Below are 14,460 nucleotides of genomic sequence, written 5' to 3' on the forward strand. Positions count from 1 at the left end.
CACAGTGAGCGAGAACAGCAGACCAACACTCTTACTAATTGACGGATTGTCCATGGCGTTTCGGGCGTTTTTTGGCCTTCCGGTGGAAAATTTCGCGACCTCGACGGGTGTGCCGACCAACGCGGTCTACGGATTCACGACCATGCTCGCCACCCTGATGCGCGAGCATCAGCCCACCCACGTTGCGGTGGCGTTCGATTTGCCCGGTGGCACGTTCAGGACTGAGCGGTTGCCGTCGTACAAGGGAACCCGCGACGAGACGCCACCGGAGTTCGAGCCGCAGGTACCGCTCATCCGGGAGATGCTTGACGCGCTGCGCATTACCGCCGTCGACAAGGAGCGCTATGAGGCCGACGACCTCTTGGCTACCTACGCGCGCATGGGGCGCGAGGCGGGCATGCGAGTGCTCGTCGTGTCCGGCGACCGTGACACCATTCAGCTCGTCACCGACGACGTCACGCTGCTGTATCCCCGCAAGGGAGTGTCGGACCTCGTCCACTTCACCCCCGGCGCCGTCGAAGAGAAGTACGGCGTGGTGCCGTCGCAATACCCCGATCTCGCCGCGTTGGTGGGCGAGACCAGCGACAATCTTCCCGGCGTCCCTGGTGTGGGGCCCAAGACGGCAGCGAAGTGGATCGGAATCTACGGCGGGTTGGAGCAGATTCTTGAGCAAGCTGAAGACGTCCCGGGCAAGGCGGGGCAGAGTCTGCGGGACCACCTGGACAACGTCCGGCTCAATCGCGAACTGAACCATCTCCTCACTGACCTCGAGGTGGAGGTGTCGTTGGAGTCCATGGAATACCAGGGCGCCGACGCTGCGGCTGTGCACCAGGTGTGCGACTCGCTGCAGTTCCGGACGCTGCGGGAACGACTGATGCCCTTGGTGGCCGATGACTCGCTTGCTCACGCTCCCGACGAGCCTGCTGAGGTGTCCGTCGTGACGGATGGGGCTTTGGCGGCGATCCTCGCCCTGACGGGGTCGGTGACCATCCATGTGGAGGGCAAGACCGGGGAGCAGGCCGATGCCTGGGCCCTGGGGGTCTGTGTCGAGGACCAGGCGTGGGGGATCGACCTCGCGCACCTGACGCGCGAAGACGAGGCCGCGCTTGGCGCGTGGCTAGCCGATCCCCAGGTCACCGTGACTTGCCATAGCGCGAAGGAAGCGTGGCATGCCCTCAAAGCGCGGGGGTGGGACCTGCAGGGCATCGAGGGTGACACGCAGATCGCTGCCTTCCTCGTCAACGCCGACCAGCGCGGCTTTGACCTCGACGCGGTGCTCCAGCGTTACTTGGGCGTTTCCGTCGGCTCGGAGTCCGGCGCAGGCCAGCTCGATTTGGGCCTCGGTGGCTCCGCAGCGGTGCAAGCAGGGACCACCGCCGCGCACGTGGCAAGGCTCAGCGCTGAACTGTCGGCTGAGGTGGAGCGGCGAGGCATGGCCGAGGTGTACGCCGAACTCGAGATTCCGTTGATCGCGGTGCTCGCTCGGATGGAGGACGCCGGCGTCGCGGTCGATGGCACTGTGATGGGCGAACGTCGCGACGCGGCTCGCGAGCGTGCGGAGGCCGCGGCGCAGCACGCGTACGACGCCATCGGCGGTCAGCAGGTGAACCTTGGTTCGCCCAAGCAACTCCAAGAGGTGCTGTTCGACACGCTCGGCATGCCCAAGACCAAGAAGATCAAGACTGGCTACTCCACGGACGCCTCGTCCCTCGCCGAGTTGCAGGCAAAGAATCCGCATCCGTTCCTCGAGGCGCTCTTGGCTCACCGAGATGCCACGAAGCTTGGACAGATCATCGAGACGTTGTCGGGCGCGGTCCGCACCGACGGTCGGGTGCACACAACGTTCAGCCAGGTGGTCGCGTCGACAGGTCGGCTGAGTTCCCGTGACCCCAACCTGCAGAACATCCCCATTCGCACTGAGGAAGGCCACCGCATCCGTGAAGCCTTCGTGGTGGGCGATGGCTACGAAACCCTGCTGACCGCTGACTACAGCCAGATCGAAATGCGGATCATGGCGCATTTGAGCGGTGACGAAGGACTGATTGAGGCCTTCAAAGCGGGGGAGGACCTCCACCGGTTTGTGGGCGCGCGCGTGTTTGGCGTCGAGCCGGCTGACGTGACGGCAGAGATGCGCTCCAAGGTCAAGGCCATGAGCTATGGGCTTGCATACGGACTGTCGTCATTTGGCCTCGCGAGGCAACTGTCGCTGCCAGTGGGCGAGGCGCAGCGCCTCATGGACGACTACTTTGCGCGGTTTGGCGGTGTGCGCGACTACCTGCACGCTGTGGTCGAGCAAGCGCGCCAGGATGGCTACACCGAGACCATCGCTGGACGTCGCCGCTACTTCCCCGACTTGACCTCCACCAACCGCCAACGGCGCGACATTGCTGAGCGCGCCGCCCTGAATGCGCCCATCCAGGGCAGTGCCGCTGATCTCATCAAGCGCGCAATGCTCGGGGTTGATCAGGCGATTCGGGACCAAGGTCTGCGGTCCAGGCAGCTACTTCAGGTCCATGATGAACTCGTCGTAGAGGTGGCTCCTGGGGAAGCGAAAGCGGTGGAGGCGATTCTGCGCGAACAGATGCACGCCGCGGGTGACCTTTCGGTTCCGCTCGACGTGAACGTCGGGTCGGGACCGAATTGGCGCGCCGCCGGACACTAGGGTGGACACATGCGAATTGGAATACTGACCGGCGGGGGAGACTGCCCCGGACTGAACGCGGCGATCCGGGCGGTGGTCAAGCGCGGTAGCTCCGAGCATGGCTGCTCCATTGTCGGCTTCCACAACGGTTGGCAAGGTGTGATTGAGGGCGATGCGGTCCCGCTTACCAGGGACGACGTCAGCGGCATTCTCGTACATGGCGGCACCATGCTGGGCACCGCACGGTGCCACCCTCACAAGGTCGACGGTGGCATGGAGGCCGTCAAGGACACCTTTGACCACGAAAAACTCGATGGATTCATTTGCATTGGAGGCGATGGGACTCTCAAAGCCGCAGGCAAGGTGTCCAAGGCACTCGGCGTTCCCGTCATCGGCATTCCGAAGACCATCGACAACGATGTTGCGGGCACGGACGCGGCGATTGGCTTCGACACGGCCGTGACCGTTGCCACCGAGGCGATCGACCGGCTCCACTCAACTGCGGAGTCGCATAACCGCGTCATGGTCGTGGAGCTCATGGGACGTCACTCCGGCTGGATCGCGGTAACGGCCGGCATCGCTGGTGGCGCGGACATCATCCTCGCGCCAGAAGAGCCCTTCGACATCGACAAGATCGCCAAGCGCATCAAGCACCGCCACCGCTACAAGAACTTCTCCATCGTTGCGGTGGCTGAGGGTGCGATCCCTGCCGACGGCTCGAACTGGACGGGTGGCGCCACCTTGGATGCCAAGGGCAACCCGATCGCCGGCAGCATCGGTCACGACGTGACCCGCGCTATCGAAGAGGCCACGGGCTTCCCGACGCGGCTCACCGTCCTCGGCTATGTACAACGTGGAGGCGTTCCGACCGCGGCCGACCGGCTCTTGGGCACTCGCATGGGCGTCGCGGCTATCGATGGCATGGTCGCTGGCGAGACTCACAAGTTCACCGCGTTGCAAGGCGAGAATGTCGTCCTCGAGCCCTTCGAGACCATGATGGGCAAGACCAAGTGGGTTCCGGAGGAACTGCTAGCCGCTGCCCGCGGACTCTAGCCTTCCTGCTACAGACACGCCGGCGCGTGCCACATCAGTGGCGCCGCCGGCGTGATGCTGTGACCGTGAGGTGGCTGCGGGGACGAGCAGAAGGCGCTCAGTGAAGCAGCGTGGGGGGCGCCGGAGGCATACGCACTTCGAGCGACGGGTCCTCGGGGTGAACGACGTGCGGGTGAGGGGTCCATCCGAGCACCGACGACGCCACGGAGCCGTCGCTCGCCGGTTCAGGCTGAACGACGTCCTCGCCCAGGAACACCTTGCGGACGACGAGTTCAGCGGCGCGCCCGGTTTCGTAGGTGCAGAACCGCTCACGGAATGAAGCGCGACGTGCGTCGTACTCGGGGTCGAGGTAGGCGTGGGTGCGAATCGCGTCCAACAGCCCGTTCGCGTGGAACGTGACAAGGCCGGGGGAGTCGACCGTGATGTCGAAGTACGCGCCGCGCTCGAAGCGGTAGCGGTCCCAGTCAAAGCAAAACAGCACCATTGGCTTGTCAAGCAGCGCGTAGTCGAACATGGCGGATGAATAGTCGGTGATGAGTGCGTCTGAGGCGAGGTAAAGGTCCTCCACCTCCCAGCCGTGAGACACATCGATCACGGAGTCGGGGATCGCCTTGCGACCCTTCGTGTCGTGGTAATAGTGGTCGCGCACCAGCAGTCGCACGCCCTCTGGCAGCCGCGTGGCAAAGGCCGACAGATCGAAGTCGGCCTCCTTGGGTCCGCGGCGCGTGCGCCAGGTCGGCATGTAGAGCAGCGCACGCTCGTCGTCCCTCAGTCCCAGTCGCTCACGGGCTTGCTGGCGCTCCGCGTCGGTGGCATGCACCAGGCGGTCATTGCGGGGGGACCCGGTGGGCAGTTGCGCGCAGCCGTTGTTGTAGGCCCGGCGCCACACCTCGGAGAGGTAGGGACTGGTTGACAAGCTGTATGTCCAGCGTTGGCAACGCTTGTGCATCGTGACGATGGTGTCGTTGCTGGGCCGCTTGCCGGAGTAGTGGCGGTCGGCGCCCATGTACTTCAGCGCGGTGCCGTGATGGGTCTCGACGTATACCTGGCCGTCGCGTGCAGGCACGCTCCAGTGGGGGTTGGCGTCATCGACAAAATACTTCGCGGTGGCGATCAAGCGCAGGTAGTCGATCGTTCTGGGCGTGACGTAGGTGACCTCCGCTGGGACGTACGCCACGTCCTGCTTGCGGACAATCCAAACGGCCTTGAGATGGGGCGCGAGTTCCTGTTGCTTGCGGTAGATCGCGAGCGGATTTCCGCGGGGTGCGCGGTGCCACACACACGTGTAGACGATGACGTCTTCTTGGAGTGGTCGTTTGAGGTAACGCGGCCCCAAGGTACGGTCCTGGACGGCGCGTACCAGGCGCGCTGCGCGCGCACGGTTGCGTCGGTAGGACCGGGTGAGCCTGTTCACGGTAGCCCAGTCTAGGGGCGCGAGCGGTGTGTTCCTTCAAGTAGCCTGGTTTCATGACCAACGTCTTGACCTTCGGAACGTTCGACGTCTTCCACATTGGCCACGTGAACATGCTCGTGCGCGCGGCGGATCTCGGAGACCATCTGACGGTGGGCGTGTCGTCTGACGCTCTGAACTTCTCAAAGAAGCAGCGCTACCCCGTGTACCGCGAGGAGCACCGCATGGCCATCGTCAAGAGCCTCGCCTGCGTGGACGAGGTCTTTGTCGAAGAGTCACTCGAACTCAAGGGCGAGTACATCAAGAAGTTCAACGCGGACGTGCTGGTCATGGGGGATGACTGGGCAGGAAAGTTCGACCACTACCGCGAGCTGTGCGAGGTCGTCTATTTGCCCCGCACTGCTGAGGTCTCCACCACCGACATCATCCAGTCCATCAAGGAGCAACTGGACTAGCAAGCGGCGTGCCGTTGTGCGAACCGGTGCTTGAGGGGTAGGATTTCCTTTGGCCATGTGTGCCTGGCGCACGCGTGGTGAACACAGCAGTATTCACGTACACCTACCACCGTCCATCGGAGCTACTCCTTAATGTCCGTATCCACCCCCGAGTCCACCCCTATCGCTGTCAACGACATCGGCTCCGCTGAGGATTTCCTCGCAGCCGTCGACGCGACTATCAAGAACTTCGACGATGGCGACCTCGTCGAGGGCACCATCGTCAAGGTCGACCGTGACGAGGTCCTTCTCGACATCGGTTACAAGACCGAAGGCGTCATTCCCGCTCGCGAGCTGTCCATCCGTCACGACGCAGACCCGGATGAGGTCGTCGAGGTCGGCGACACCATCGAGGCCCTCGTTCTCCAGAAGGAGGACAAGGAAGGCCGTCTGATCCTGTCGAAGAAGCGCGCTCAGTACGAGCGTGCCTGGGGCTCGATCGAGAAGATCAAGGAAGAGGACGGTGTTGTCACCGGTTCCGTGATCGAGGTCGTTAAGGGTGGTCTGATCGTGGACATCGGTCTGCGCGGCTTCCTTCCCGCTTCGTTGGTCGAGATGCGCCGCGTGCGTGACCTCGCCCCCTACATCGGTCAGCAGATCGAGGCGAAGATCATCGAGCTCGACAAGAACCGCAACAACGTGGTCCTGTCGCGTCGCGCGTTCCTTGAGCAGACGCAGTCTGAGGTCCGCTCGACCTTCCTCACCGCCTTGCAGCCCGGTCAGGTCCGCAAGGGCACCGTGTCCTCGATCGTTAACTTCGGTGCGTTCGTTGACCTTGGCGGCGTCGACGGCCTCGTGCACGTCTCGGAGCTGTCCTGGAAGCACATCGACCACCCCAACGAGGTCGTGTCCGTGGGCCAGGAGGTCGAGGTCGAGGTTCTCGACATCGACATGGACCGCGAGCGTGTCTCGCTGTCGCTGAAGGCGACGCAGGAAGACCCGTGGGCCGTTTACGCCCGTACCCACGCCATCGGCCAGATTGTGCCGGGCAAGGTCACCAAGCTGGTCCCGTTCGGCGCGTTCGTGCGTGTCTACGACGGCATCGAGGGCCTCGTGCACATCTCCGAGCTGGCTGTTCGCCACGTGGAGCTGCCCGAGCAGGTCGTCCAGGCTGATGAAGAGGTCTTCGTCAAGATCATCGACATCGACCTTGAGCGCCGCCGCATCTCGCTGTCCATCAAGCAGGCCAACGAGGGCGTCGACCCTGCCGGCGAGGACTTCGACCCCGCGCTGTACGGCATGACGGCCGAGTACGACGAGCAGGGGAACTACAAGTACCCCGAGGGCTTCGACCCCGAGTCCGGCGAATGGCGCGAGGGCTTCGACGAGGCTCGCGAGGCCTGGGAGGCCGAGTACGCGAAGGCGCACGAGCGCTGGGAAGCTCACAAGAGCTTTGTTGCCAAGCAGGAGGAGCAGGCCGCTGAGGCCGAGACCGCCGAGGCAGCAGCACCGCGCCGCCGTGGAGGCAAGGCCGAGGGTGGCTCCGCCTCCTCGTACTCTTCGCACGACGAGTCCTCGGACGCTGGCACGCTGGCTTCTGACGAGCGCCTCGCCGCCCTGCGCGAGAAGCTCACGGGCAACTAAGTCCTGACGTCGAAGGGCCCCGTCACCTTTTGGGTGGCGGGGCCCTTTGCTGTTCCCGGGGGCATGCTTCCCGGGCGGTGAGCCGGCGGATACCGCGGCAGCTTGCCTGACGGGGACGCGAGGTGCCAGACTCACGGCATGCTCCGTATTGGACTGACAGGGGGGATCGCGGCCGGGAAGTCCACAGCCTCGGCCCGTTTCACTGAACTTGGCGCCCGCGTGGTCGACCACGACCAGTTGGCACGGCAAGCGGTCGCGCCCGGCTCCGCGGCGTTGGTCGACATCGTGAGTGCCTTTGGCGACCGCATGGTGGTGAACGGCGCGCTCGATCGCGTCGCGTTGGCCGGAGTCGTGTTTCAGGACAGTTCGGCCCGCCAGCGCCTCAACGACATCGTTCACCCCTACGTTTTCGCCATGGGCCAGGCGGCCGACAAACGCGCCAGGGCCGATGCCGAAAGGGTTGTGGTGCACGACATTCCTCTCCTCGTGGAGAGTGGGCAGGACGCTGATTTTGACATCGTGGTAACGGTGGCGGCTCCTGATGACGTGAGGCTGCAGCGCCTTGTCGACGGCAGGGGGCTGACGCTCGAGGAAGCGCGCGGTCGTCTCGCCGCGCAGGCGAGTGACGCCGAGCGGGCGGCAATCGCGGACGTGGTCTTGGACGGCAGCGGGAGCACCGACCACCTACGCGCGCAGGTCGACGCCTTTTGGCGTGACCACGTCCCGCCCTCGTAGGCAGCATTGTCAGTGGCGGCGCGTACCGTAGGAGCATGAGTTTCGATATCCGCCGTTCTGAGGCGCCGTTCGTCGTTGAGTCGGAGTACAAGCCGTCTGGTGACCAGCCCAAGGCGATCAATGAGTTGGCGGAACGCATCCAAGCGGGTGAACAGGACGTGGTGCTGCTGGGCGCCACCGGTACGGGAAAGTCAGCGACCACCGCCTGGCTCATCGAACGGCTGCAGCGTCCCACCTTGGTCATGGCGCACAACAAGACGTTGGCGGCGCAGCTCGCGACCGAGTTTCGCGAACTCCTCCCTCGCAATGCCGTCGAGTACTTTGTGAGCTACTACGACTACTACCAGCCTGAGGCGTACGTGCCGCAGACGGACACCTTCATCGAGAAGGACTCCTCCATCAACGAGGAGGTGGAGCGCTTGCGCTACTCGGCTACTAACTCCCTGCTGACGCGGCGCGACACCGTGGTGGTGTCCTCGGTGTCATGCATCTACGGCTTGGGAACCCCGGAGGAGTACATCCAGGCCATGGTGGCATTGCAGGTCGGCGACGTCGTCGACCGTGACGCGTTGCTGCGGGAGTTCGTGTCCATGCAATACAGCCGCAACGACCTCGCTTTCACGCGTGGAACCTTCCGAGTCCGTGGCGACACGGTCGAAATCATCCCCGTCTATGAGGAACTGGCGATTCGCATCGAGTTCTTTGGGGATGAGATCGATGCGTTGTACTCGCTGCACCCGTTGACGGGCCAAGTCGTCGAGCAAAAGCAGGCTGTACACGTGTTTCCGGCCTCGCACTATGTGGCCAGTACCGAGCGCATGGAGCGCGCGATCCGGACCATCGAGGACGAACTTGGTGAGCGTTTGGAGGAACTGGAACGCCAGAACAAGTTGCTCGAGGCCCAGCGCCTCAAAATGCGGACTACGTTCGATCTCGAGATGATGCGATCAGTGGGCACGTGCTCGGGCATTGAGAACTACTCGCGTCACATTGAGCAGCGGGCAGAGGGGACGCCACCGCACACCCTGCTTGATTACTTCCCCGACGACTTCCTCCTTGTCTTGGATGAGTCGCACGTCACTGTCCCGCAGATTGGCGCCATGTTTGAGGGAGACCGGTCGCGCAAGCGCACCTTGGTCGAACACGGCTTCCGCCTGCCCTCGGCACTCGACAATCGGCCGCTCACCTGGGGCGAGTTCCTTCACCGCACCGGACAAACCGTGTACCTGTCCGCGACGCCAGGCAAGTACGAGCTGGACGCCGCTAACGGGGTGGTGGAACAGATCATCCGCCCCACTGGCCTGGTGGATCCCAAGATCGTGGTGAAGCCCACTGAGGGCCAGATCGACGACCTGCTTGAACAGATTCGGCTCCGCATCGAACGTGACGAACGCGTGTTGGTGACGACGCTCACCAAGAAGATGGCGGAGGACCTCACGGAGTTCTTGTCGGACCGCGGTGTCGCCGTCGAGTATCTGCACTCCGATGTCGACACGTTGCGACGCGTGGAGCTCCTGCGCGAGTTGCGCCTGGGCAGGTTCGACGTGCTCGTCGGCATCAACCTGCTACGCGAGGGCCTTGACCTTCCCGAAGTGTCTCTCGTCAGCATTCTTGACGCCGACAAAGAGGGGTTCTTACGGTCGGGCACGTCCCTCATCCAGACAATCGGTCGCGCTGCGCGCAACGTGTCTGGCGAGGTTCACATGTACGCGGACACCGTCACTGACTCGATGGAGTCGGCAATTGACGAGACCAACCGGCGCCGTGAGTTGCAGGTGGCATATAACACCGACAATGGGATCGACCCCACCCCTTTGCGCAAGCGCATTGGTGACATCACGGAGATGCTCGCCCGTGAAGAGGCGGACACCGAGGCCACGTTGAAGCGCGCTGCAAAGGCTGGCCGTGGCACGAAGTCCGGCAAGGGATCATCCGGCCCCTCGCCCATGGCGGACCGGCCTGCGGATGAGCTGTCGCAGTTGATCGAGGACCTGAGCGCACAGATGAGGGAGGCGGCGGGGGAGTTGCAGTTCGAACTCGCTGCCCGGCTCCGCGACGAGATCGGGGAACTCAAGAAGGAACTGCGCCAGATGATCGGGGCGATGGGCGAGTCAACGTAGGATTGCGGCGTGACTGATCCCAGCGTGTGGGCAGTGACCATTGCGGTCATCATTGCCCTGTTCATTTTTGACTTTGCGGTTGTCATCCGACGCCCGCACGAGCCGACCTTCAAAGAGTCCGTCGGCTGGTCGCTGTTCTACATTGGGCTTGCCGTCGTGTTTGGAATCTTCCTGCACTGGTGGCACGCAGATTTCCCCACCGCCGAGTACTTCGCGGGTTACATCACTGAGAAGTCGTTGTCGGTTGACAACCTCTTCGTCTTCTTGGTGATCATGACGCGCTTCGCCGTGCCTCCCAAGTACCGTTCTCGGGTGTTGCTCGTGGGCATCGCCGTGGCTCTCGTGCTGAGGGCCGTCTTCATTGCGGCCGGAGCCGCCGCCCTTGACGCGTTCTCTGCGCTGTTCTATGTCTTCGGCGCGTTCCTCATCTACACCGCCTGGGGATTGGCGAAGGAGGATTCCCAGGACGCGAGCCACGCCGAGTATGAAGAGGGCCGCATGGTGCGCCTCGTGCGGAGGCTCTACCCGGTGACGGACGGCTACCGTGAGGGCAAGATCATGGTGAAGGAAGCCGGGCGTCGCATGGTGACGCCCATGCTCCTCGTGATGGTCGCGATCGGATCCACGGATGTCCTGTTTGCGCTCGACTCCATTCCGGCAATCTTTGGACTGACACAGGACCCGTTCATCGTGTTCACGGCCAACGCGTTCGCGCTCCTGGGCCTACGACAGTTGTACTTCCTCGTCCAGGGACTGCTTCAGCGGCTTGTGTACTTGCACTACGGGCTGGCGGCGATCCTGGCATTCATTGGTGTCAAGCTGGTTCTTCACGCCCTCCACGAGAACAATCTGCCCTTCGTGAACGGGGGAGAGGCGATCCACGTGCCAGAGATCTCCACGGGTCTGTCGCTCACCGTGATTTGCGCGATTCTGGTGGTCTCGACGGTAGCGAGCCTCCTCGCCACCAGGAACAAGCCATCGCTTCAAGAAGAGATCAAGGAAGAGGTGGGCGGCGAAGCGCTCGAGGAGGACTCGAGCGATGCCGCGTCGCCGTCGCGTGGAGACGAGAAGTAGCGAACGCCGGTAGACAGGCTCACCGCCCATGAGTGAGGCCCCGACACCCATCAGGTGTCGGGGCCTCACTCATGGGAATAGGTGGAGGTGCTAGCGCTGCTCCCACACCGCAGGCCACTCGCGAATGCGGTACTCGGCTACTAGACCGGCTTTGACGAAGGGATCAGCACGAACCATGTCCTCCACCGCTCCTTTGGTCCCCGCTCGCGCCACGAGAAGCGCCCCCGCCGGGCCCTCATCCGTGAAGCGACCGTAGGCCGGCATCGACCCCGCATCCGCCAGCGTCGCCAGGTATGCGCGGTGCGCCGGGCGGTGCTCGTCTCGCGCCGCGTCTTGGTCGTCGTAGGTGTATTCGATCATCCAGGTAGTCATGGGCACAGTGTGGCAGGCGCCCGGCGCCGCGGTGGCATGGCGCCGTGCGAGGGTGGGGGAGCGCCCGGCTGCGAGGCACGGCGGCGATTCGAACATGCGTTCGACTCGGACATTGCGTAGCATGGCTGTGTGAATGACAGACTTTTGGTGCGCGGTGCGCGCGAGCACAACCTCAAAGGCGTCGACCTGGACTTGCCACGTGACTCGCTGATCGTCTTCTCGGGACTCAGCGGTTCGGGTAAATCCTCACTCGCGTTCGACACGATCTTCGCTGAGGGCCAACGCCGCTACGTGGAGTCACTGAGTGCGTACGCCCGTCAGTTTCTTGGGCAAATGGACAAGCCGGATGTTGACTTCATCGAAGGTCTGTCGCCGGCAGTGTCCATCGATCAGAAGTCAACGAACCGCAATCCGCGGTCCACGGTCGGGACCATCACCGAGGTGTATGACTACCTCCGCCTGCTGTTCGCCCGCGTCGGCACGCCCCACTGTCCTGTGTGCGGCGAGCGGATCCAGGCGCAGACTCCCCAGCAGATCGTGGACTCCGCACTTGACCTCCCTGAAGGGACGCGCTATCAAGTCCTGGCACCCGTCATTCGTGGGCGCAAGGGGGAGTACGCCGACCTCTTCGAGGAGTTGCAGCAGCAAGGTTTTGCTCGAGCGCGTGTAGACGGCGAAGCCGTCCAGTTGACCGAGCCGCCGGTGCTCGAAAAGAAGCTCAAGCACAACATCGAGGTCGTTGTCGACCGCTTGGTGGCCCGCGACGGAGTCCGCCAGCGCCTGACGGACTCCGTCGAGACGGCGCTCAAGCTCGCCGACGGTCTCGTGATCATTGAGCCGGTCGACGGCGAGATCCCGCCGCGCCGGTATAGCGAGAAGCGTGCCTGTCCCAATGACCACGTTTTGACGTTGGAAGAAGTGGAACCCCGCACGTTCTCGTTCAACGCGCCGTACGGGGCGTGCCCCGAGTGCACCGGCATCGGTGTGCGCCTTGAGGTGGATCCCGGTCTGGTGATCCCGGACCCTGAGCTCAGCCTGAACCAGGGCGCGATTCACCCGTGGAGCAACACCTCGTCGGAGTACTACGGGCGCATGCTCAAGTCGCTGGCGAAGGACCTCGACTTCTCGATGGACGCCCCATGGAACGACCTCCCCCAGGGAGTGCAGGAGGCGCTCCTGGTGGGCAAGGACTACGAGGTGCACGTGTCGTTCCGGAACCGATTTGGTCGTGAACGGCAATACACGACGGGCTTCGAGGGCGTGCTGTCGTGGATCGAACGCCTTCACGGTCAGACGGAGTCCGAATGGTCGCGCGAAAAGTATGAGGCCTACATGCGCGAGGTGCCCTGTCACAAGTGTGGCGGTACGCGGTTGAAGGCAGAAGTCCTCGCTGTCACGATCGGTGACAAGTCCATTGCCGAGGTCTGCGAACTGTCGATCGCGCAGGCCCGGGACTTCCTCTTGACCGCCGAGCTCGACGAGCGTGGACGCCAGATCGCCGTGCAGGTGCTGAAAGAGATCGACGCGCGACTAGGGTTCCTCCTCGACGTTGGACTGGACTATCTGACTTTGTCCAGGGCCGCAGGGACGCTGTCCGGCGGGGAAGCGCAGCGGATTCGACTCGCGACGCAGATCGGCTCCGGACTCGTGGGCGTGCTCTACGTGCTCGACGAGCCGAGCATTGGCCTCCACCAAAGGGACAACCGGCGCCTCATCGACACGCTGACGCGCCTACGGGACCTTGGCAACACCCTCATCGTGGTCGAACACGACGAGGACACCATCCGTGCGGCCGACTGGGTCGTCGACATCGGCCCAGGAGCCGGTGAGCATGGCGGTGAAGTCGTGCACTCGGGAACCGTCGATGCCCTGCTCGCGAATGATGCCTCGGTCACCGGCGCATACGTCGCAGGCAGGCGTGAGATCACCGTTCCGGCCGAACGGCGCCCCGTGACAGGGGCGCGCGAGATCACCGTGGTGGGTGCGCGTGAGAACAACCTGCAAGAGGTGGACGTCACGTTCCCGTTGGGGGTCCTCACTGCCGTCACCGGCGTGTCCGGATCCGGCAAGTCCACACTGGTCAACTCGATCCTCTACACGGCCCTTGCCAATCAACTCAATCGCGCTCGTCAGGTGCCGGGCCGGCACACACGGATCCTCGGCGTGGATCAACTCGACAAGATCGTGCACGTCGATCAGGGCCCCATCGGACGCACACCGCGCTCCAATCCGGCTACCTACACGGGAGTGTGGGACAAGGTCAGGAAACTGTTCGCGGATACCAATGAGGCGAAGGTGCGCGGCTACGGGCCTGGACGGTTCTCCTTCAACGTCAAGGGCGGCCGCTGCGAGTCGTGCTCCGGCGACGGAACGTTGCGCATCGAGATGAACTTCCTGCCAGACGTGTACGTGCCATGCGAAGTCTGCAAGGGTGCGCGTTACAACCGGGAGACGCTGGAGGTTCTGTTCAAGGGCAAGTCCGTGGCGGACGTGCTTGATATGCCGATCGTTGAGGCTGCGGACTTCTTCGAAGCGATTCCGTCGATCTCGAGACACCTGCGGACCTTGGTCGATGTGGGTCTTGGGTACGTGCGTCTGGGGCAACCAGCACCGACGCTGTCCGGCGGTGAGGCGCAACGTGTCAAGCTCGCTTCGGAACTTCAGCGTCGCTCCACAGGACGGACCATCTACGTCCTCGATGAGCCCACCACGGGCCTGCACTTCGAGGATGTGCGCAAGCTGCTCGCGGTGCTGCAGGGGCTCGTTGACAAGGGCAACACTGTGATCGTCATCGAACACAACCTCGACGTCATCAAGTCCGCCGACTGGGTCATCGACATGGGCCCCGAGGGCGGCTCCGGCGGTGGCCTCGTCGTCGCAGAGGGCACCCCCGAGGACGTCGCCGATGCACCCGAGAGCCACACGGGCCGCTTCCTGAAGGAGCTCCTACCCGCTCCAGTCGCGGCATCATGATGC

At 63.6% G+C, this 14,460-nt stretch carries 10 protein-coding genes; 8 read left to right on the forward strand and 2 right to left on the reverse strand.

Going from position 1 to position 14,460, the window contains the following annotated elements; all coding sequences use genetic code 11:
- Nucleotides 1–4: 4 nt before the first annotated feature.
- Together polA and AOP75_RS08965 are read left to right on the forward strand one after the other, a co-directional pair.
- Nucleotides 5–2,662 carry a DNA polymerase I gene (gene polA / locus AOP75_RS08960; RefSeq protein ID WP_269078813.1) on the forward strand — a complete coding sequence of 886 codons (2,658 nt, stop codon included), beginning with the start codon at nucleotides 5–7 and terminating at the stop codon, nucleotides 2,660–2,662.
- Between the two features lie 9 nt (nucleotides 2,663–2,671).
- Nucleotides 2,672–3,694 (forward strand): 6-phosphofructokinase, encoded by a 1,023-nt coding sequence (locus tag AOP75_RS08965; RefSeq protein WP_062078703.1) that lies wholly within the window; start codon nucleotides 2,672–2,674, stop codon nucleotides 3,692–3,694.
- Nucleotides 3,695–3,791: 97 nt separating this feature from the next.
- On the opposite strand, the gene AOP75_RS08970 is transcribed toward AOP75_RS08965, so the two are convergent.
- Entirely contained in the window at nucleotides 3,792–5,108 is a 1,317-nt protein-coding gene (locus tag AOP75_RS08970) for a CDP-glycerol glycerophosphotransferase family protein (RefSeq protein WP_062078705.1), read from the reverse strand.
- Between the two features lie 53 nt (nucleotides 5,109–5,161).
- Between AOP75_RS08970 and AOP75_RS08975 the strand changes: the two genes are divergently transcribed.
- From AOP75_RS08975 to AOP75_RS08995, 5 genes are all read left to right on the forward strand, one after another.
- The gene (locus AOP75_RS08975; RefSeq protein WP_062078707.1) at nucleotides 5,162–5,560 is read left to right on the forward strand and encodes an FAD synthase family protein; all 399 of its coding nucleotides are present in this window, start codon (nucleotides 5,162–5,164) and stop codon (nucleotides 5,558–5,560) included.
- Between the two features lie 132 nt (nucleotides 5,561–5,692).
- On the forward strand, nucleotides 5,693–7,183 hold the full coding sequence (gene rpsA, locus AOP75_RS08980) for a 30S ribosomal protein S1 (protein WP_062078709.1): 1,491 nt from the start codon (nucleotides 5,693–5,695) through the stop codon (nucleotides 7,181–7,183).
- A 138-nt stretch (nucleotides 7,184–7,321) separates the two neighbouring features.
- Complete coding sequence (gene coaE / locus AOP75_RS08985; RefSeq protein WP_062078711.1) at nucleotides 7,322–7,918, forward strand: dephospho-CoA kinase; 597 nt, start codon at nucleotides 7,322–7,324, stop codon at nucleotides 7,916–7,918.
- A 35-nt stretch (nucleotides 7,919–7,953) separates the two neighbouring features.
- On the forward strand, nucleotides 7,954–10,038 hold the full coding sequence (uvrB, locus tag AOP75_RS08990; protein WP_062078713.1) for an excinuclease ABC subunit UvrB: 2,085 nt from the start codon (nucleotides 7,954–7,956) through the stop codon (nucleotides 10,036–10,038).
- A 9-nt stretch (nucleotides 10,039–10,047) separates the two neighbouring features.
- Nucleotides 10,048–11,112, forward strand: a complete 1,065-nt coding sequence (locus AOP75_RS08995) for a TerC family protein (protein ID WP_083966868.1) — start codon at nucleotides 10,048–10,050, stop codon at nucleotides 11,110–11,112.
- A 90-nt stretch (nucleotides 11,113–11,202) separates the two neighbouring features.
- Here the strand turns inward: AOP75_RS08995 and AOP75_RS09000 are convergent, their stop codons facing one another.
- On the reverse strand, nucleotides 11,203–11,484 hold the full coding sequence (locus tag AOP75_RS09000; protein ID WP_062078715.1) for a YciI family protein: 282 nt from the start codon (nucleotides 11,482–11,484) through the stop codon (nucleotides 11,203–11,205).
- A gap of 129 nt (nucleotides 11,485–11,613) precedes the next feature.
- On the opposite strand from AOP75_RS09000, the gene uvrA reads away from it, so the two are divergent.
- The gene (uvrA, locus tag AOP75_RS09005; RefSeq protein ID WP_062078717.1) at nucleotides 11,614–14,457 is read left to right on the forward strand and encodes an excinuclease ABC subunit UvrA; all 2,844 of its coding nucleotides are present in this window, start codon (nucleotides 11,614–11,616) and stop codon (nucleotides 14,455–14,457) included.
- The last annotated feature ends 3 nt before the right edge of the window (nucleotides 14,458–14,460 follow it).

The organism is Demequina globuliformis (genome assembly GCF_000975155.1).
GTDB lineage: Bacteria > Actinomycetota > Actinomycetes > Actinomycetales > Demequinaceae > Demequina > Demequina globuliformis.